The organism is Micromonospora sp. Mcm103 (assembly GCF_024519755.1).
In the GTDB taxonomy this organism is placed as follows: Bacteria; Actinomycetota; Actinomycetes; order Mycobacteriales; family Micromonosporaceae; genus Micromonospora; species Micromonospora aurantiaca.
The window spans coordinates 182,760-201,200 of sequence record NZ_JALJRJ010000002.1 but is presented as its reverse complement, the minus strand read 5'-3'; the positions used below and the strand labels follow the sequence as shown (position 1 = coordinate 201,200).

The following is an 18,441-nucleotide window of genomic DNA, read 5'->3' as shown; positions in this document are numbered from 1 at the left end:
CCCGGCGGGCGGCCTGGGCGGCCGTCCCGCCGGGCCGTCGCGTCAGCGGCCCTGCTTGGCGCGGCAGATCTCCACCGGCACCGCCGGGGCGCCGTCGACCGGAGCCGGATCCTCCGGGGTGGGCGCGATGCCGCCGGCCGAGATCCGGTCCAGCGTGGCCAGCCCGGCCGCGTCTACCTGACCGAACACGGTGTAGTTGGGGCGCAGCGCCGAGTCGGCCTGGACCAGGAAGAACTGGCTGCCGTTGGTGTCCGGGCCGGCGTTGGCCATGGCCAGGGTGCCGCGCGCGTACAGGCGGCGTACGCCGGTCGGGTCGGTCGGCGCGGGCGGCAGGTCGGTGGGCAGCTCGTCGCGGTACCGGTAGCCCGGGCCGCCCTCGCCGGTACCGGACGGGTCGCCGCACTGGAGGACCGTGAGCGTCGGGTACGCGGTGAGCCGATGGCAGGGCGTCCGGTCGTAGAAGCGCTTCCGGACCAGGTGCAGGAAGCTCTGCACGGTGCACGGCGCCTGTTCACGGTCCAGCGTCAGCCCGATCGGCCCCTGGTTGGTGCGCAGCGTGACCCGCACGGTGCCGCGGTCCGGCGTGCGGCGCGGGTCCGGCGGCAGCGACACCGGACGGGCGGCCGGCTCGTCCGGCGTGGGCGTGTACGCGCACGGCCCCTTCGTGGGCGCCGGGTCGGCGGGCGGCGCCGCGGTCGCGGCGACACCTGCGGCGGCGACGATCGTCGCGGCGGCCAGGCTCACCCCGGCGAGGCGGGCCAGCAGGGGTAATGCGGCGTGCGTTCGGGTTTCGCTCGACACGGTGGTCCTCCCTGGACTCGTGGTACCAGAACGACCGGAGTCTATGGATCGGGTGGGGTGATGTCGACGCGCCCGCCGGGCGGGTCGCCGGGAAAGTCGGTTGCCCGCCCGGGCCGCCTCCGCGAGGCTGAGCGGCATGACGTTCTGACGGATCGCATCCCCGCCCGCAGGCCCTTCACGCCGCCTGCCGTTCCCCGCCTCTCTCTTTCCGCAGAAACGAGCGTCTGTGTCCGCGTACCCCTCCGGGCGGGCCGTCGTGCCCGCCACCGTCTCCGTCTTCTCCTCCCCCGGCAGCTGGATCGAGTCCGCCGCGCTCGACCAGTGCCGCCAGGTCGCCGCCCTGGACGGCATGGCGCACGTCGCCGCCATGCCCGACCTGCACCCCGGCAAGGGCGCGCCGATCGGCGCCGCGATGTCCTCGACCGTGCTCTACCCGTTCCTCGTCGGCTCCGACATCGGGTGCGGCATCGCGGTCTTCCCGATCGCGCTGCGCCGGGTCGTACCCGAACGGCTCGCGGCCCGGTTCCCCGACCTGGACCGGGCGCTCGAGCCGGACCGGGACGCCGACGACCCGGCCTGGTCGGTGCTCGACGGCGACGTGCCGGCCGGTCACCTCGACGGCCTCGGCACCGTCGGACGCGGCAACCACTTCGTCGAACTGGCCCGTGTCGGGCCGATCCTCGCGGCGGAGCACGCCGCGCGGCTCGGGCTCGACGCCGGTGACCTGGTGCTCGTGGTGCACTCCGGGTCGCGCGGGCTGGGCGAACGGATCCTGCGCGAGCACACCGAGACACACGGCGCCGGTCCCGCGCCCGACCCGGACGCCTACCTGGCCCGGCACGACGCGGCCGTGCGGTGGGGTTCGCTCAACCGGCGGCTGCTGGCCGCGCGGGTCGCGTACGCGCTCGGCGCCGAGCCCACCGAGCCGGTCGTCGACCAGTGCCACAACCTGGTCGAGATCCGCGACGGCCGCTACCTGCACCGCAAGGGCGCGGCGCCGGGCGACGGCCGGGACGTGCTGATCGCCGGCACCCGCGGCACACCCTCCTACCTGGTGGCCGCGCACGCCGGGCCGGACGCCGGCTACTCGGTGGCGCACGGCGCCGGACGCAAGATGTCCCGCGCCGACGCGCTGCGCCGGGGCCGGGCCAAGCACACCGTCGAGGAGCTGCGCCGTACGCCGGTCGGCTCGATAGTGGTCTGCGGCGACCGGCAACTGCTGTTCGAGGAGGCACCCACCGCGTACAAGCGCATCGAGCAGGTCATCGGCGACCTGGTGGCGCACGACCTCGCCACGCCGATCACCACCACGGTTCCGCTCGTCACCTACAAGACGCCGGACGTGGGCCGCCGCGACGAGCGCCGCAAGGGCCGCCGGTGACCGAGCTGCTGCTGTCCGCCGGACGCGGACCCGCCGAGTGCGCGTGGGCGCTGGCCCGGCTGCTGTCCCGCCTGGAGGGCGCGGCGGCCCGGCGGGGCCTGCGTACCGAGCGGGTCGAGACGGTACCCGGCGACCGGGCCGGCACCTACCGGTCGGTGCTGGTCCGGATCAACGGCGCCGGGGCGGAGGCGTTCGCGGCCGGGTGGACCGGCACGCTCTGCTGGCAGGCGCCCAGCCCGTACCGGACGGGCCACGGCCGGAAGAACTGGTACGTCACCGCGCGGACCTGCCGGACCGACGTGGTGGTCACGCCGTTCCACGAGGCGGACGTGGAGTTCGTGCCCTGCCGCACCGGCGGGCCGGGCGGCCAGCACCGCAACAAGGCGAGCACCGCCGTCCGGGCCACGCACCGCCCGTCCGGCCGGACCGTGGTGGTGGACACCGAACGGCACCTGCACCTCAACCGCCGGATCGCGGTCGAGCTGCTGCGGCAGCGGATCGCCGCCGACGACGAGGCGGCCCGGCGCGCGGGCGTCGACGCCCGCTGGCGGGTCCACGACGAGCTCGTACGCGGCGACCCGGTACGGGTGGAACGGCCCTGACGCGGCCCGGTCCGCCGCGCGTGCCGCCCCCGGCTACCGTGGTCGCGGCGACCGGGCGGCCCCGGCCCGCCGCGACGCGAGCGCGAGGAGGACGGATGCGACGGAGAAGGACCGGTCCGATGGCGGCGCTCGCGCTCGCCGCCTGCGGCGGGGACGCCGGGACCGATCCCGAGACCTACCTCCGCGACGCCATGCACGGACAGGTCACCGACGGCGCCTGCGACATGGACCGCGTCCGGTGAACCCGCTCGTGCAGCGCTTCCGCGCCGTGGTCGCCATGTGGATCCTCGTCGGCTCCGGCGGATTCCTGCTGACCGGCTTCCTCGGCCTGGCCCTGCTGACCCAGACGGGCCCGTTCGCGGCCGCGTCGACCTTCTCCGCCGCCGCCGAGTTCGCCCCCGGCGCCGAGATCAAGGTGCGGGACACCGGCGTACGCCCCGGCAACATCCTCATCCTCGCGACCCCGGCCGACGTGGAACCCGCCACCGTCCGGTGCACCGCGAAGAGCCGGGTCTACTCCACCGGCGAGCAGCGCAGCAGGGAGGTGGCCGGGGCGCGGCCCGAGGGGACGGCGGCGGTGATGCGTGACAGCGGCGACCCACGGCTGTTCACGCCGGTGCTGGCCACCGAGGGCATCACCTGGATGGACACCGACTTCGTGAGCTGCACCGGTGACGGCGTGGAGGCGTTCACGCTGGCGTCGGCGAAGGGCCTCCAGAGTGACCGGTTCCGGCTCGGCGCCGGACTGCTGCTCATGCTGCTCGCCCCGGTGTTCGCCGGACTCGGCGGCCTCGCGCTGTACCTCACCCGGAAGTGGAACCGGGAGGCGGCGCTGCGCGGCGCCTCGACGAGCTGGCCCTACCGGTGACCGGGATGCGCCTGCACGTGGGCTGTGCCATGTGGACGCACAAGTCCTGGTCCGGCCGCTTCCTGCCGCACCCGCTGCCCGCACACGAGCGGCTGCGCGCGTACGCCGGGTGGTGCGACGCCGTGGAGGGCAACACCACGTTCTACGCCACCCCGGCCCGCCAGACGGTGGCGTCCTGGGCCGAGCAGACCGGTCCGGGCTTCCGCTTCCTGCCGAAGCTGCCGAAGGTGGTCACGCACGAGCGCCGGCTCACCGGCGGCGAGGCGGAACTGCGGGCGTTCCTGCACGCGATGGAGCCGCTCGGCCCCCGGGCGGACGCGCTCTGGATCCAGTTGCCCGGCTCGTTCGGCCCCGGTGAGGTGCCCGACCTCGACCGGTTCCTGCGCACGCTGCCCACCACCCACAGGTACGCCGTCGAGGTCCGCCACCCCGCCTTCTTCACCGAGCCCGATGCGGTACGCGCGCTGGAGGCCACGCTGCACCGGGCCGGCGCCGAGTGGATCCCGTTCGACACCACGGCGTTCTTCCGCACACCACCGACCAGCGACGCGGAGCGGGAGGCGTGGACGCGCAAGCCGCGCCTGCCGCTGCGTACCCGGGCGCTGACCGACCGGCCGATCGTGCGCTACCTGGGCCGCGACGACCCGGCCCGCACCGTCGAGGGCTGGCAGCCGTGGCTGGACGTGGTCACCGGCTGGCTGCGGGAGGGCCGCTCACCGACGGTGTTCGTGCACACGCCGGACAACGCGGACGCGCCCGAGCTGGCCCGCCGCTTCCACGACCAGGTCCGCGAGCGGGTGCCCGGGCTCGCGCCGCTGCCCGAGCCGGAGCCGGTCGGCCCGGCCACGCTGTTCTGAGCGCCGGATGGGATGCCCGGCGCCGGCCCGGCCGCCGCGCGAGGCGCATGACCCGCCGGAGGACCCACTCAGCCCGGCCGGCCGCCCTCGGGCGGGGGCAGGCGGTCGTCGTACGCGCCGGACCGGCCCGCGTACCGCTCGCCGTGCAGGAACGGCAGCGGGTTCGGGGTGCAGCCGTGCAGGCCGAGCGTCTGCTGCTGCATCACCGGCGCCGGACGCCCCCGCCCCGGGCAGCGTTCGTGCCCGTGACCCAGGCGGTGGCCGACCTCGTGGTTGACCACGTACCGGCGGTACGCGGCGAGGTCGCTGCCGTACGCGGGCGCGCCGCCCACCCAGCGGGCCACGTTCACCACCACCCGATCCCCGCTGCGGCAGGACGTGTACCGGTCCGGCCCGTCCCCGCACAGGTCGTCGCGCGTACCGGGGGTGGCGAGGTAGACGGTGAAGTCGGCGGTCCCATCGGCGCCGACGCGGCGCAGGGCGATCCGTCCGTCGGTGGTCCAGCCACCCGGGCCGCCGAGGATGCCGGTGACCTGCGCCCCGAACTCGCCCGCTGGCAGACCCGTGATGTCGCGCTCCACCGCCACCCGGTAGCGCAGCAGCCGGCCCGTACCCCTTGTGGTGGCCGGCTCGGCGGCGGCGAACCGCCACCGGTTGCCGCCCTCGGCGGGATAGCCGATCGGCGCCGGCCGGGACCGGACGGGCGCCGCCGCCGACGCGGCCGGCCCGGCGGCCGACGGGCCGGGCAGCCCGGACGGCGTGGCTGTGGGCTGGTCGGCCACGGCCGGAGTGCAACCGGCCAGCGCCACCGTCAGCGCGATCACCGCCGCGCCGCCGCGCGTCCGGTCCACGGTCCTGGTCATCTCGTCTCCCCTCGGCGCCCGGTCGGGGGCGCGGGGATGAGGACGGGTGACCCGTCGCGGAAGTTGGTCCGGCGGGGACTCAACCTTTTCCGCGTCCCGCACGTCCCTACCGGGGTGAGAGGTGCAGAGGACCGGCATGGCCCGGGGTGACGCGGAGTTCGTCGAGTTCGCGCGGGCGTCCTCCGCGCGGCTGACGCACGCCGCCTTCCTCATGACCGGCAACCACCACCACGCCGAGGACGCGGCCCAGACCGCGCTGGTGCGCACGTACGCGTCGTGGTCGCGGATCCGCAACGGCGACCCGTACGGCTACGCCCGTTCGGTGCTGGTGAACCACCTCGTCGACACCTGGCGGCGGCCGATCCGCGAGTACCCGAGCGACGACCTCCCGGAGCGGCGCGGCGGCGACATGGCCGAGGAGGTGGCGACGCGGCGGTGGCTGGTCACCGCGCTCGGCACGCTCACCGCGCGTGAACGCGCCGTCGTCGTCCTGCGTCACTACTTCGACCTGCCGGAGGCCCAGGTGGCCCGCGAACTCGACGTGTCCGTCGGAACCGTCAAGAGCACCTCGTCCCGGGCGCTGGAGAAGCTGCGTACCGCCGGTCTGTCCGCGCCGCGACCGCAGGAGACGTGCCGGTGACCGAGATGGACGAGCTGCGCCGCGCCATGCGGGCGACCGAACGGGCCGACGGCCTGGACATCGCGGACATCATGCGCCGGGGACGGCGGCTGCGCCGCCGCCGACGGATCGGCACCGGGGTCGCGGCGGCGGTGGCGACCGTCGCGGTGGCGGTCGGCGTCGACGCCGTGGCGACGCGGCCCGGCCCGCCGGACCTCCCGGCCGGGGAGCCGGTCGCCACCGCGTCCGCCGCCGCTCCCCCGCCCTCGCCGACCGCCGCGCCGGCCCCGACCGAGTCGCCGCTGCGGCCGCTCGGGACCGTCGTGGACAGCGGCATCCGGTACGGCGCCGACGAGCGCGTGTTCTTCATGGTCCCGGTCGACGTGCCGGAACTGCCGCGCGTGACGATCGGCCTGGTCGCCGGGCGGCGCGCGCCGGACGGCCGCCTGACCTCCGACTTCCTGGTCAACGACGTGTCCGGCAGCGACCGCCGGCCGGGGTTCCACGAGATCGGGTACGACCAGCAGCGGGTGCCCACCGGCGCGACGATCCCCACGTTCGGCTACTTCGTCGGCCCGGCGGCCCGCATCGTCGGGACCGTCGACGGCCGGCAGGTCGAGGCGAAGCTGGTCCGCTGGAGCGAGGACCCCCAGGTGGTGATCTTCTGGTTCGACCCGAAGACCCTCACCCCGGGAACCCCCCTGGACGGCATCACCGCCCGCACCTCCCAGGGCCGCCGCCTGTAGCACTTCCGTCCCCCTCCCCCTGTGCCCGGTGATCAAGGAGTTTGCGGGCGGACATCGCCCTGCTGAGGACACAAACTCCTTGATCACCGGCGCGAGGGGGCCCGCTCCCAGCAGGTGAGAGAGGCGGCTGGACCCCGGCCCCTCGTCGACGATCTTGCACTTTCTGCCCGGTCAGATGGGACATCTGCGACATCAACAGGGCCGCAAGTGCAAGATCGCGGGGAGCGGGTGTGGGAGCGGGTGAGGGTGGAAGGGCGAGGGCGAGGGTGGGGTGGGAGGTGGGGCGGGCGGGTGTGAGGATCGGGGGTATGCGTGGGGTGGTGTTCGAGCGGTTCGGGGTGCGGCCGGAGGTCCGGGAGGTGGACGACCCGGCGCCGGCGCCGGACGGCGTGGTCGTCCGGGTCGGCGCGACCGGCCTGTGCCGCAGTGACTGGCACGGCTGGCAGGGCCACGACCCGGACATCCGCGTGCCGCACGTACCGGGGCACGAGTTCGCCGGTGTCGTCGTGGCGGCCGGCGCGGACGTACGCGGGTGGCGGCCCGGCGACCGGGTGACCGCGCCGTTCGTCTGCGCGTGCGGGCGGTGCCCGTCGTGTCTCGTGGGCGACCAGCAGGTCTGCGAGCGGCAGACCCAGCCGGGGTTCACCGGTTGGGGTTCGTTCGCCGAGCTGGTCGCGGTACGGCACGCCGACGTCAACCTGGTCCGGCTGCCGGACGAGCTGGACGAGGCGGCCGCCGCCGCGCTCGGCTGCCGGTTCGCCACCGCGTTCCGGGCCGTCGTCGCGCAGGGCCGGGTGGCGGCGGGCGAGTGGGTGGCGGTGCACGGCTGCGGCGGCGTCGGCCTGTCCGCGGTCATGGTCGCGGCGGCGAGCGGGGCGCGGGTGGTGGCGGTGGACGTGTCGTCCGGCGCGCTGGAGCTGGCCCGCCGCAGCGGCGCCGCGGTCTGCGTGGACGCGAGCGCTCTGAGCGGTCCCGGCGAGGTGGCCGCCGCGGTCCGGGAGGCCACCGGCGGGGGCGCCCACCTGTCGCTGGACGCGCTCGGCAGTCACGCCACCTGCGTGGCCTCGATCGAGGGCCTGCGCCGACGCGGCCGGCACGTGCAGGTCGGGCTGCTGCCCGCCGCGCAGGGCCGGCCCGCGCTGCCGATGGACCTGGTGATCGCGTACGAGCTGGAGCTGCGGGGCAGCCACGGCATGCCGGCGCACGCGTACCCGGAGATGCTGCGGCTGGTCACCGCCGGGGTGCTGCGCCCGGCCGAGCTGGTCACCCGCACCATCGACCTGGACGCCGCCCCTGACGCGCTGGCCACGATGGACCGGCCGGCCACCGCCGGGATGTGCCTGATCCGGCCCTGAGACGGGCACGGGCCGGCCCGGCGCCGGGTGACCCGGCGCGGACCGGCCCGCGAGGCCGTCCGGTCAGTCGGTGACGGTCACCGTGACGGTACGGGGCGGCTGCTGGTACTGACCCCGGTTGTCCATGCCGCGGATCGTCACCGTGTACGTGCCGGCCGGGATCACCGGCGACGTGTACGCGAAGTTCGACCCCGGCGAGCCCGGGCTGGTGAGGAACGTGGCGATCCACGGCCAGCTGGTCGGCGCGCCTGCCCGGCCGAACGTGCCGGCCGAGTTCATGCCCTGCCCGGCGCTGTTGCCGATCTGCACCTCGACCTTCTGCATCCCGCCGTCGTCCACGGCCCGGCCGGTGACCACGATCCGGCCACCGGTGTACGCCTGACCCTCGACCGGCGTGATGCTCGGCTCCAGCGTCGGGTCGGTGTCACCCGGGTAGACCAGGTAGCGGGCGGTCGCGCCGCTCGTCGAGTTGTCCTGCTGACCGGCGGTGTCCACGGCCCACGCCTCGACGCTGTACGTGCCCCGGGTGGGCAGGTCGATCGAGAGCGTGAACGCGGTGCTGGTCGCGCCGGGCGCGGCGAGCGTCGCGTCGACCGTGGCGAACGCGGCGGCCATGGTGCCGTTCGGTTGCACGTACCGGCCGGTGTCGAGGTCGCGCAGCGCGATCCGGACCGCCCGCACACCCTTGTCGTCGGTCGCCGTGCCGGCCAGGTCCAGGTGCAGCTGGTCGATGTCCTGGTTGGTGCCGGTGAAGCCGAGCAGCCCGTTCGGGAAGGCGTCGCCGGGCACCTGGGCGGTGACGGTGAGCCGGCCCATGTTGGTGCTGGACGTGGTCAGGCCGAGCTTGTCGGTCGCCCGTACCCGGAAGTCGTAGACGCCCGGGGTGAGCGGCACCGTGGTGAACGACCAGTCGAACGTCGCGGCGTCGAGGTTGGTCGGGGAGATCCGGTGGTAGCCGGCGACCGAGTCGGCGCCCCACGTGCCGTCGCTGGCGAGCGCCTCGCGGGTGGTGTTGTTGCGCAGGTAGATCTCGACCGACTTGAGGGCGTCGTCGTCGCGTGCCGTACCGGCGAACGTGACGGTACCGCCGGGCGCGACGGTGAACGGCACGGCGTTGCCCGGCGGCGTCATCGCCACCGGCGAGGTGATCGCCACTGTCGGCGGTACGCCGTTCGCGGAGACGGTCCAGTCGCGGGTGTCGCCGCGCAGGTCGCTCTGCCCGGTCGTGTCGACGGCGGTGGCGGTCATCTTCCACTGTCCCTCGGTGGGCAGCGTGACCTCGTACTGCCAGGTCGTGGACGTCGCGCCGATCACGTCCGGCTCGCCGCGGAACGTGTTGTAGACGGCGGCGACGGTCCCGTCGTCCTGCAGGTACCGGTTGTCCGGGGTGCGGAACGAGTAGATCAGCGAGTTGACGCCCTTGTCGTCGGTTGCGGTGCCGGAGGCCACGAACGTCTGCGTGGCGACCAGGCCGGCCGACGGCGAGCTGATCCGGGTCGTCGGCGGCAGGTCGTCGAAGCGGAACGCCTCGATCTTCTTGACCGCCTTGGTGGTGTCGCCGGCCCCGTTGCGGTCGAACGTCTTGGCCTGCAACTGGTAGACCCCGGCCGGCAGCGTCACCGGCAGGCTCCACGTGGTGGAGGTGGCGTTCGGCGCGGCCACGGTCGTGTTGATCGCCTTGAACGCGCCCCAGGTGGTCAGGTCGGCCTGGAGGTACTTGCCGCTGTTGCGGTCCTGGATCTCCAGCTGGACCCGGGCCACGCCGGCCGGGGCGAGCGCCTGGCCGCTGATCGTGAACGACTCGCCCGCCGGCTTCACCGCGCCCTCGATCGGCGTGGTGATGGTGGTGTCCAGCGCCGCCGGCTTGGGCTCCTTGGAGAGGTCGAAGAAGGCCACCCGGCCGGTGGTCTTGCCGCCCTTGACGTTGCCGTCACCGCCGACGAGCAGGCCGCGCGAGGTGGCGAGCATCGCCTTCTCGCCCTCGTACGAGTTGGAGCCGGGGTTCCACTCCAGCGCGGTGCCGGTGAGCGGGTCGAGCGCGCCGAGGTGGTCGCGGCGGACCACCTGGTCGCCGAGGCCGTAGCCGCTGAGCCCCTGGCCGGTGCCGTAGCCGACGTTGTCCAGGCCGGGCCACGGCACGTTCGACGTGGGCGACTCCTGCCAGCTGAAGTGACCGCCGACGTAGACGGCGGTGTCGGTGATCGCGACCGAGTAGATGCTGTCGAAGTGCCGGGAGATCCAGAGCGGCTCGACGTTGTCGTTTCCGGTCAGCGAGTACGCGATGGCGGTGTCGTTGATCGGCGGGCGGTCGCCGCCGGAGCCGCTGGTGACCACGAAGTACGAGTCGTCCGGCGCGATGTCACCGGCGAAGACGCGCTGGATGCCGCCGACGAAGGAGAGGTTGTCCTCCCACAGCCGGGTACGCCACGGCAGCAGCGCCTTGCTCGCCGTACCGATGAGCGCCACGCCGTAGCGGTCCTGGCCGGCGATCTGGCGGCCGGTGTGCACGACCAGCAGCTTGCTGCGGTCGTGGGTGAGCTTGAGCTGCTGCACGGTGAGCATGCCGCCGACCCCGATGCCGCCGGTGAGCGGCAGGTTGAAGCCGGTGTCGACGGCGCCGGTGGTGGGGTTGAGCGCGGCCAGGCCGCTGCGGCTGACCCCGTTGACGGTGGCGAACTGACCGCCGACGTAGACCGCGTTGCCGCTGACCGCGAGCGCGGTGGCTCGCGCGTTGGCGGTGGCGGTGAACGCGGCGATCGGCGCGCCGGTGGTCGGGTTCAGCCGGGCGATCTTGCGCTTGGTGACGCCGTTGATCGTGTTGAACGCGCCGGCGATGTAGAGCGACGAGCCGTCCGGCGACGCCTCCACCGCGGCGACGGCGCCGTCGATGACCGGCTTGAACCCGGTGTCCACCTTGCCGGTGTCCAGGTTGTACGACGCCAGGGACTTCTGCGCGATCGCGGACCCGCCGACGTTCGCGATCGAGGTGAACGTGCCGGCGATGAAGACGCGGTTGCCGATCACCTCGATGTCGGTGATCTCGCCGTTGCTGATCCGCGGCGTGTCGGTGCGGGGCGTGGTCGGCATCAGCCGGGTGTCCCCGGGGGTGACCAGCGCACGGGTCGCTGTGGTACGCGCGGCGCCGAGCGCGGCGCTGCTTCCCGTCGCCTGTGCGCCGGTGTGGCCGGCCACGCCGGCGTCCCGCACGGTGACGGTGGCGGCGAGCGCCGGCACTCCCGCCACCACGACCGCGCCGGCGGCGACGACCGCCGCTGCGCGAAGCCAGACTCGCATCGAGACAACTCTCCCTGTCCGCCGGGACGGCCCTCTCGGGTGATTCCCGAGTCCCCTCCGTCCGCGTGCCGGACGCCACCGTAGGAGGCAAAGACTTCTCGCGATACGTGCCGCACCGGTAATCGACCGGTCGCCATCAATTCCGGCCACACCGGCAGGGCGTCTCCACCGATCGGGTCACCGGCTGTCACCGTCCGGCTGTGCGCGCCGTCGGACCCGCGACGTCACCGTCGCGGCGGGCTCAGGGCACCTCGTCGCCGCGCTTGTCCTCCTGCGCGAGCACCGCGTCGCGGCGCTGCGGGTCGTCGCGTCCGGCGAGCGCCGTCGCCAGTCCGGGATCGGCCGCGAGCCGCTCCCGGTTGCGGTGCCAGAACGCCTCGAAACCCCCGGTGTACGGGCACGCCGTGTCACCGAGCGCCACGTCGGGCTCGTACCGGCAGCCGGCACAGGGGGCACCGATCCGGAGCAGATGTGTGCCGTCGAACGCCCACGGCCGGGTGTCGATGCGGGACAGGTCGGCGTACTGGCTCATGCCGATGACTGTGGCGTTCATGACCCAGTCCGCGCCGTCGACGAAGCTGCGGCGGAACCAGTCGGCCAGCTCGGCGGGACGCCAGCCGCGTTGCAGGCCGTAGTTGGCGAGCACCGTCAGCCGCGCGGTGTGGTGCGCCCAGGCGGTGTCCCGGACGCCCGCGAGCACGTCGGCGAGGCAGCGGGCCTCCACCGCGTCGGCGTCGAGCCGGTCGAACCACTCCGGCAGCGGCTGCGCGGCGCCGAGCCAGCCGGCGCTCCGGAACCGCGGCGCGAAGTACCAGTAGAGCTGCCACAGGAACTCGCGCCAGCCGAGCAGGCCGCGCACGAACCGGTGCACCGCGGCGGGCGGCGCGGTGCCGTCCCGTCCGGCCCGTTCGGCAGCCCGGATCGCCGGTTCCGGGTCGAGCAGGCCGCTGTTGAACGAGGACGACAGCGCGCTGTACGCGAGCAGTCCGTCGCCGTCGCGGAGCAGGTCGTGGGTGTCGGCGTACGCGGGCAGCCGGTGGGTCAGGAAGTGCGTGAGCCGGGCCTGCGCCTCGGCGTGCGTGGCGGGGTGGCGGCGCGGGGCGTCCCGGCCGGTGAACCGGATCCCCTCGTCCGCCCAGCGGTCCAGGTCGCGGCGGACCTGCGCGTCGATGTCGTCCTCGACGACCGGCGGGGGCGGCGGCACGTCGACCGGCGGCCGGGCGCGGGGGCGGCGGGCCGGGGCGGGCAGGTCGCGCAGCACGTCGTGGCGCTCGCGGGCGTACCGGTAGAAGTCGTCGACGCGCAGCCGGCCGCGCCGCCGGTCGGCCCAGGCGGCGAAGTCGGCGCGGTCGGTGACGAATCCGCGCGGCGGCAGCACTGTCAGCCCGTCCACGGTACGGGCGAACGCCAGCGCCGCCCGGGACGCCGGGTGCACCAGTTCGACCGGCTCGCCCAGCCCGGCGAGCGCCTCGCGGAACGTGTCGGCCCGTACGAGCCGTGCCCGGTCGCCGAGTCCGGCGGCGCGGTGCCGCAGCGCGGACAGGATCAGGTGTGCCTTCTGCCTGTGCATCGGCCGGGCGGCGAACAGCGACCGCGCCTCCACCAGCAGGACCCGCTGCGTGTCGTCGTCGAGGAAGTGCGGTCCGACCTGATCCGCCAGGAGCCAGCGCCAGGGTGCCAAGGCCATCCCTTCACAGTGGACGTGCGGTCAGTCGCCCCGGACCCGGGGGTGGCGGTGGTCGGTCAGCCGCAGGCCGACGCCGCGTACCGCCGCGATGGTGACGCCGGTGCCCAGCTCGTCGAGCTTACGGCGCAGCCGCTTCACCAGGGACTGCACGTCGGCCCGGCCGTGCGTCGGCGCGTCGTGCCATACCGCGTGGTGCAGTTCCGCGTAGCTCCACACCCGTACCGGCTCGAGGGTCAGGCAGGTCAGCAGGTCGCGCTCCAGCCGGGTCAGGGCCGTCTCCCGGTTGCCCCACCGGGCGGTCGACCGGGCCGCGTCGATGACCAGCGCGCCGTCCGGCGCGGGCTTGTCCCGGGGTACGGGCGCAGCCGGCGCGACGGCCGGTGCCGGCGCGTGCGCCGAGGCCGGCGCATCCGTGATCAACTCGCGCAGCTCGTCCAGATCGGCGACCATCAGAAGGGGCGCGACGCCGTCCAGCAACTCGGTCAGCCGCAGCCGTTCGGCCGGGGACGACGTCACCCCGATGACGAGCGAGAAGGGGCGCTCCGACGGGTCGGTGCCGGAGTTCGCCGCGTTCGTGCCGTCAGTCGTCACCGCGCCCCACCGTGACAAAAACTGTCAACAGGCCGCTCGATCCGGGGGCCTGTTGGTGACATGTTGCTCACGTACGGTCATTGATCGTTCCTCACTGTCGATCATAGTGTCCACTCAGGCGTCCGGCGCAGACCCGCACGGCGCCTAGGGGGCCTGGGGGGTTCTTTTCACACCGGTGTCGTAGTCGGGAGAGCACGTCTCCTGGCCCTTCTGCCATGGCTCGATCATCAGCGGGTCATCGGAACAGGAGGCAGCACCGATGCTGAGACGTCCACACAGATGGGGCCCGGCCCGGCGGCTGGTGAGCGCGGGCGCCGCCCTGGTGCTCGCGGCCACCGCGCTGGCCGCGACCAGCACTGCGGCACAGGCGGAGACGGGCGCGGGCGCGTCGGCCGGCGACAAGATCCGTCCCGAACTCACCCGGCAGCTCCAGGGCAAGAGCGAGGGCGACTTCTGGATCCACTTCGGCGCCAAGGCGGACCTGAGCAAGGCCGCCGCGATCAAGGACTGGAACGAGCGCGGCGCGGCCGTCGCGGCGGCGCTGAAGAAGACCGCCGCCGACAGCCAGTCGAAGATCCGGGCCGAGCTGGACCGCTCGGGCACGAAGTACAAGACCTTCTGGGCGACGAACGCCATCAAGGTCACCGACGGCTCGCTGACCATGGCGCAGAACTTCGCCGCCCACTCCGAGGTGGACGGCCTGTACGCACCGGTGGAGTACAAGCTGCCGGAGACCACCCCGGGCACGGACGAGAAGTCGGCGAACGCCCTGGAGTGGGGCATCGCGAACATCAACGCCGACGACGTGTGGTCCCAGTACGGCGTCAAGGGCGCCGGGATCACCGTGGCGAGCATCGACAGCGGCGTCCAGTTCGACCACCCGGCGCTGGTGAACGCCTACCGCGGCAACAACGGTGACGGCACCTTCGACCACGACTACAACTGGTACGACGCCGCCGGCGAGTGCGCCACCGCACCGTGCGACTCCGACGGCCACGGCACGCACACCATGGGCACCATGGCCGGCGCCGACGGGGCCAACCAGATCGGTGTCGCCCCCGAGGTCAAGTGGATCGCCGCGAACGGGTGCTGCCCGTCCGACGACGCGCTGGTCTCCTCCGGGCAGTGGATGCTGGAGCCCACCGACCTCAACGGGCAGAACCCGGACGTCAGCAAGCGGCCGAACATCATCAACAACTCATGGGGCACCAGGACGCCGTCGAACGAGCCGTTCATGGAGGACGTCACGAACGCCTGGACCGCATCCGGCATCTTCGGCGTCTGGTCCAACGGCAACAACGGCCCGTCCTGCCAGACCAGCGGCTCGCCGGGCAGCCTGGCGAGCAACTACTCGGCCGGCGCGTACGACATCAACAACAACATCGCCAGCTTCTCGTCCCGGGGCACCGGGCAGAACGGCGAGATCAAGCCGAACATCTCGGCGCCGGGTGTGAACGTGCGCTCCAGCGTGCCGACCGACTCGTACGCCAGCATCAGCGGCACCTCGATGGCGGCGCCGCACCTGGCCGGCGCGATCGCGCTGCTCTGGTCGGCGGCGCCCACCCTGGTCGGCGACGTCACGGCCACCCGCGCGCTGCTCGACGACACGGCGATCGACAAGGGCGACGCCCAGTGCGGCGGCACCACCGACGACAACAACGTCTACGGTGAGGGCCGCCTGGACGCGCTCGCGCTGCTCGCCGCCGCCCCGATCGGCGACAACGGCACGCTGGCCGGCAAGGTCACCGACGCCGCCACCGGTGCCGGGATCGCCGGCGCGACCGTCACCCTGTCCGGCGGGGCCGACCGCACGCTGACCACCGGCGCCGACGGCACGTACTCCTCGCTCCTGCCGGCCGGCGACTACCAGGTGGTCGTCTCGGCGTTCGGGTACGCGACCCGCACCCTGTCGGCGACGATCACCGCGAACACGACCACCACGCTCGACGTGGCGCTCACCGCGGTACCCAGCGTCACGGTCAGCGGGCAGGTCACCGACGGGTCCGGGCACGGCTGGCCGCTGTACGCGAAGGTGAGCGTCGAGGGCACGCCGATCTCCGACTACACCACGCCGGCGACCGGCCGCTACAGCCTGTCGCTGCCGTCCGGTGCGACGTACCGGCTCACCGTCGAGCCGCAGTACGCCGGCTACCTGACCACCACGAAGGAGGTCACCGTCGGCACGGGCAACGTGACCGCCAACATCGCGGTGCAGGCGGACCCGGAGGCGTGCACCACCGCCCCCGGCTACACAGTCAGCTCCGACGGCGAGTACGAGACGTTCGACGGCACCGGTGTCCCGGACGGCTGGAGCGTGGTGGACAACGCCGGCACCGGCCAGGTCTGGGAGTTCACCGACGCCGGTGAGCGCGGAAACCTGACCGGCGGCAGCGGCAACTTCGCCATCATCGACAGCGACAACTACGGCAGCGGCGGGCGGCAGGACACGTCGCTGGTCAGCCCGGTGGTCGACCTGACCGGCGTGACCACGCCGGTGATCCGGTTCAACCAGGACTACAACTGGCTCAACAGCGACCGCGCGGACGTCGACCTGAGCCTGGACGGCGGCACCACCTGGAGCAACGTGCTGCGGCAGGCGGCCGACGTACGCGGCCCGCAGGTGACCGAGGTGCCGATCCCGCAGGCGGCCGGTCAGTCGCAGGTGCGGGTGCGCTTCCACTACTACGAGGCGAGCTGGGAATGGTGGTGGCAGGTCGACAACGTCCTCATCGGCAGCACGCTCGTCTGCAAGCCGGTCAAGGGCGGCCTGGTGCTCGGCCACGTCCGTGACAAGAACGACAACGGCTACGTCAACGGCGCCACGGTGACCAGCAAGGACCGCCCGGCGGAGAAGGCCACCACGGTCGCCACGCCGGACGACACCGAGCTGCCCGACGGCTTCTACTGGATGTTCTCGTCGCTGACCGGGACGCACCCGTTCACCGCCAGTGCCGGCAACTACGTGACCCAGACCAAGCAGGTGGCGGTCGAGGAGGACTGGGCCACCGCGGCCAACTTCCAGCTCGCCGCCGGCCGGCTGTCGGTGAAGCCGACCTCGATCACCGGCACGGTCCGGATGCCCAGCGGGAAGGTCAGCAAGACCTTCACCGTCACGAACACCGGCGGGGCACCGGTGACCGCCGAGTTCAGTGAGCGCGACGGCGGGTTCGTGCTGCAACGGGCCGACGGCTCCCAGTTGTCCCAGCAGGCGCTGCTCGGCTCCACCGGCGCGCCGACGCAGCGGCTGACCGCCGCCACGTCGTTCGCGGCCCGCTCGTCGGGCAAGTCGTCGAACGCGATCGCCGCCGCCGCACCGCAGGCGGACCCGTGGACCACCATCCCGGGCTACCCGGCGAACGTGATGGACAACCGGGTCGTCAACGTCGACGGCACCGTCTACTCCATCGCCGGTGGCGACGGCACCGCGTCGAGCGCCAAGAACTACCGCTACGACCCGATCACCCAGGCGTGGACCGGCATCGCCGACCTGCCCGGCGCGCGTAACGCCATGACGGTCGGCGTGCTCGACGGCAAGATCATCGCCACCGGTGGCTGGGGTGCCGCCGGTCCGGACGCCGCCACCTTCTCGTACGACCCGGCGGCGAACACCTGGACCCGCAAGGCCGACAACCCGGCGCCGCGCGCGGCAGCCGGCCAGGCGGTCGCGGGCGGCAAGCTGTACGCGATCGGCGGCTGCACCACCGCGAGCTGCACGCCGATGGCCAACTCGGTGGTCCGGTACGACCCGGGCGCCGACGCCTGGGAGACGCTGCCGGCGTACCCGAAGTCGGTGGCGTTCCTGTCCTGCGGCGGGATCGACGGCACCGTCTACTGCACCGGCGGCAACGACGGCACCACGTCGCAGAAGGTCGGTTACGCCTTCGACCCGGCCGCAGGCGCGTGGACCGCCATCCCGGACGCGCCGGCCGACAGCTGGGCCTCCTCGTACGCGGTCGCAGGCGGCAAGCTGCTGGTCGTCGGCGGGTCGCAGGGCGGCGCCATCACCAACGCCGGCTTCGCGTTCGACCCGGCGACCAACTCGTGGGCCAACCTGCCCAACGCCAACGCCCCCCGCTACCGGGGCGGCGCGGCCTGCGGGTTCTACAAGATCGGTGGCTCGTCGGGCGGCTTCACGGCCACCAAGGACAGCGAGGTCCTGCCCGGCTTCGGCGAGTGCGCCGAGGGCGCTGCCGACGTGAGCTGGCTGACCGTCGACAAGTCGAAGGTCACGCTGGCGCCGGGTGAGAAGGTCACCGTCACGGTCGGCATGGCCGCGAACGTCGACCAGCCCGGCACGTACTCCGCGTCCGTGGTGATCAAGGAGAACACCCCGTACACGGTGGAGCCGGTGGCGGTGACGATGATCGCGCAGCCGCCGACCACCTGGGGCAAGCTGTCCGGCACGGTCTCCGGCAAGAGCTGCCAGGGCGCCACCGCGCCGCTGGCGGGCGTGACCGTGCAGGTCGACTCCTGGGCGAACTCGTACACCTTCACCACCGACGCCCAGGGCCGGTACGCCTACTGGATGGACCGGCGCAACAACCCGCTGACGCTGATCGTCGCGAAGGACGGCTGGAAGCCCCAGACGCGCCAGACGAAGATCAACAGCAGCACGCCCACGGTAGAGGACTTCACCCTCTCCCCCACCCGCTGCTGACCCAGCACCCCGACAGGAACGGCCCGCCCGGCACACCCCGGGCGGGCCGTCCCACTCCTGTTGATCTGTGAGTGGAGGCCACCAACGCCTCCCGGCTCACGGCTCCCACCATGCAGAGCG

At 73.5% G+C, this 18,441-nt stretch carries 14 protein-coding genes; 9 read left to right on the top strand and 5 right to left on the bottom strand.

Going from position 1 to position 18,441, the window contains the following annotated elements; translation table 11 throughout:
* Positions 1-42 precede the first annotated feature (42 nt).
* The gene (locus OC439_RS03540; protein WP_262012165.1) at positions 43-801 is read right to left on the bottom strand and encodes a peptidylprolyl isomerase; all 759 of its coding nucleotides are present in this window, start codon (positions 799-801) and stop codon (positions 43-45) included.
* Positions 802-1,027: 226 nt separating this feature from the next.
* Between OC439_RS03540 and OC439_RS03535 the strand changes: the two genes are divergently transcribed.
* The 5 genes from OC439_RS03535 to OC439_RS03515 all read left to right on the top strand — a co-directional run bounded on the left by OC439_RS03535 (position 1,028) and on the right by OC439_RS03515 (position 4,509).
* Positions 1,028-2,182: an RNA ligase RtcB family protein gene (locus OC439_RS03535; RefSeq protein ID WP_262012164.1), complete on the top strand. Its 1,155-nt coding sequence runs from the start codon at positions 1,028-1,030 to the stop codon at positions 2,180-2,182.
* Complete coding sequence (prfH, locus tag OC439_RS03530) at positions 2,179-2,784, top strand: peptide chain release factor H (protein WP_262012163.1); 606 nt, start codon at positions 2,179-2,181, stop codon at positions 2,782-2,784. Before OC439_RS03535 ends, prfH begins: the two co-directional genes overlap by 4 nt.
* Before the next feature lie 95 nt (positions 2,785-2,879).
* Positions 2,880-3,026: a hypothetical protein gene (locus OC439_RS03525; protein ID WP_262012162.1), complete on the top strand. Its 147-nt coding sequence runs from the start codon at positions 2,880-2,882 to the stop codon at positions 3,024-3,026.
* The gene (locus OC439_RS03520; protein ID WP_262012161.1) at positions 3,023-3,652 is read left to right on the top strand and encodes a hypothetical protein; all 630 of its coding nucleotides are present in this window, start codon (positions 3,023-3,025) and stop codon (positions 3,650-3,652) included. The genes OC439_RS03525 and OC439_RS03520 overlap by 4 nt, the downstream gene beginning before the upstream one ends.
* A 29-nt stretch (positions 3,653-3,681) precedes the next feature.
* Complete coding sequence (locus OC439_RS03515; RefSeq protein ID WP_262012408.1) at positions 3,682-4,509, top strand: DUF72 domain-containing protein; 828 nt, start codon at positions 3,682-3,684, stop codon at positions 4,507-4,509.
* 68 nt (positions 4,510-4,577) lie between these two features.
* Here the strand turns inward: OC439_RS03515 and OC439_RS03510 are convergent, their stop codons facing one another.
* Positions 4,578-5,372, bottom strand: a complete 795-nt coding sequence (locus tag OC439_RS03510) for a DUF3152 domain-containing protein (protein WP_262012160.1) — start codon at positions 5,370-5,372, stop codon at positions 4,578-4,580.
* A gap of 136 nt (positions 5,373-5,508) precedes the next feature.
* On the opposite strand from OC439_RS03510, the gene OC439_RS03505 reads away from it, so the two are divergent.
* The 3 genes from OC439_RS03505 (at position 5,509) to OC439_RS03495 (ending at position 8,092) form a co-directional block, all read left to right on the top strand.
* A complete protein-coding gene (locus OC439_RS03505) occupies positions 5,509-6,012 on the top strand; it encodes a SigE family RNA polymerase sigma factor (protein WP_013285212.1) in 504 nt (167 codons plus the stop codon).
* A 5-nt stretch (positions 6,013-6,017) separates the two neighbouring features.
* Positions 6,018-6,737 carry a hypothetical protein gene (locus OC439_RS03500; protein ID WP_262012407.1) on the top strand — a complete coding sequence of 240 codons (720 nt, stop codon included), beginning with the start codon at positions 6,018-6,020 and terminating at the stop codon, positions 6,735-6,737.
* 308 nt (positions 6,738-7,045) lie between these two features.
* Positions 7,046-8,092 (top strand): zinc-dependent alcohol dehydrogenase family protein, encoded by a 1,047-nt coding sequence (locus OC439_RS03495; protein ID WP_262012159.1) that lies wholly within the window; start codon positions 7,046-7,048, stop codon positions 8,090-8,092.
* A 63-nt stretch (positions 8,093-8,155) separates the two neighbouring features.
* On the opposite strand, the gene OC439_RS03490 is transcribed toward OC439_RS03495, so the two are convergent.
* From OC439_RS03490 to OC439_RS03480, 3 genes are all read right to left on the bottom strand, one after another.
* The gene (locus OC439_RS03490) at positions 8,156-11,386 is read right to left on the bottom strand and encodes an Ig-like domain-containing protein (protein WP_262012158.1); all 3,231 of its coding nucleotides are present in this window, start codon (positions 11,384-11,386) and stop codon (positions 8,156-8,158) included.
* A 241-nt stretch (positions 11,387-11,627) separates the two neighbouring features.
* Positions 11,628-13,073 (bottom strand): cryptochrome/photolyase family protein, encoded by a 1,446-nt coding sequence (locus OC439_RS03485; protein ID WP_262012157.1) that lies wholly within the window; start codon positions 13,071-13,073, stop codon positions 11,628-11,630.
* Between the two features lie 21 nt (positions 13,074-13,094).
* A complete protein-coding gene (locus OC439_RS03480) occupies positions 13,095-13,664 on the bottom strand; it encodes a winged helix-turn-helix domain-containing protein (protein WP_262012156.1) in 570 nt (189 codons plus the stop codon).
* Positions 13,665-13,923: 259 nt separating this feature from the next.
* On the opposite strand from OC439_RS03480, the gene OC439_RS03475 reads away from it, so the two are divergent.
* Positions 13,924-18,321, top strand: a complete 4,398-nt coding sequence (locus tag OC439_RS03475; RefSeq protein WP_262012155.1) for a S8 family serine peptidase — start codon at positions 13,924-13,926, stop codon at positions 18,319-18,321.
* The last annotated feature ends 120 nt before the right edge of the window (positions 18,322-18,441 follow it).

What these genes read in the sequence shown, in the direction of transcription:
- OC439_RS03525 (WP_262012162.1), top strand. Translation starts at nt 2,880, where the DNA reads ATGCGACGGAGAAGGACCGGTCCGATGGCGGCGCTCGCGCTCGCCGCC.
- OC439_RS03515 (WP_262012408.1), top strand. Translation starts at nt 3,682, where the DNA reads ATGTGGACGCACAAGTCCTGGTCCGGCCGCTTCCTGCCGCACCCGCTG.
- OC439_RS03510 (WP_262012160.1), bottom strand. Translation starts at nt 5,372, where the DNA reads ATGACCAGGACCGTGGACCGGACGCGCGGCGGCGCGGCGGTGATCGCG.
- OC439_RS03505 (WP_013285212.1), top strand. Translation starts at nt 5,509, where the DNA reads ATGGCCCGGGGTGACGCGGAGTTCGTCGAGTTCGCGCGGGCGTCCTCC.
- OC439_RS03500 (WP_262012407.1), top strand. Translation starts at nt 6,018, where the DNA reads ATGGACGAGCTGCGCCGCGCCATGCGGGCGACCGAACGGGCCGACGGC.
- OC439_RS03495 (WP_262012159.1), top strand. Translation starts at nt 7,046, where the DNA reads ATGCGTGGGGTGGTGTTCGAGCGGTTCGGGGTGCGGCCGGAGGTCCGG.
- OC439_RS03490 (WP_262012158.1), bottom strand. Translation starts at nt 11,386, where the DNA reads ATGCGAGTCTGGCTTCGCGCAGCGGCGGTCGTCGCCGCCGGCGCGGTC.
- OC439_RS03485 (WP_262012157.1), bottom strand. Translation starts at nt 13,073, where the DNA reads ATGGCCTTGGCACCCTGGCGCTGGCTCCTGGCGGATCAGGTCGGACCG.
- OC439_RS03475 (WP_262012155.1), top strand. Translation starts at nt 13,924, where the DNA reads ATGCTGAGACGTCCACACAGATGGGGCCCGGCCCGGCGGCTGGTGAGC.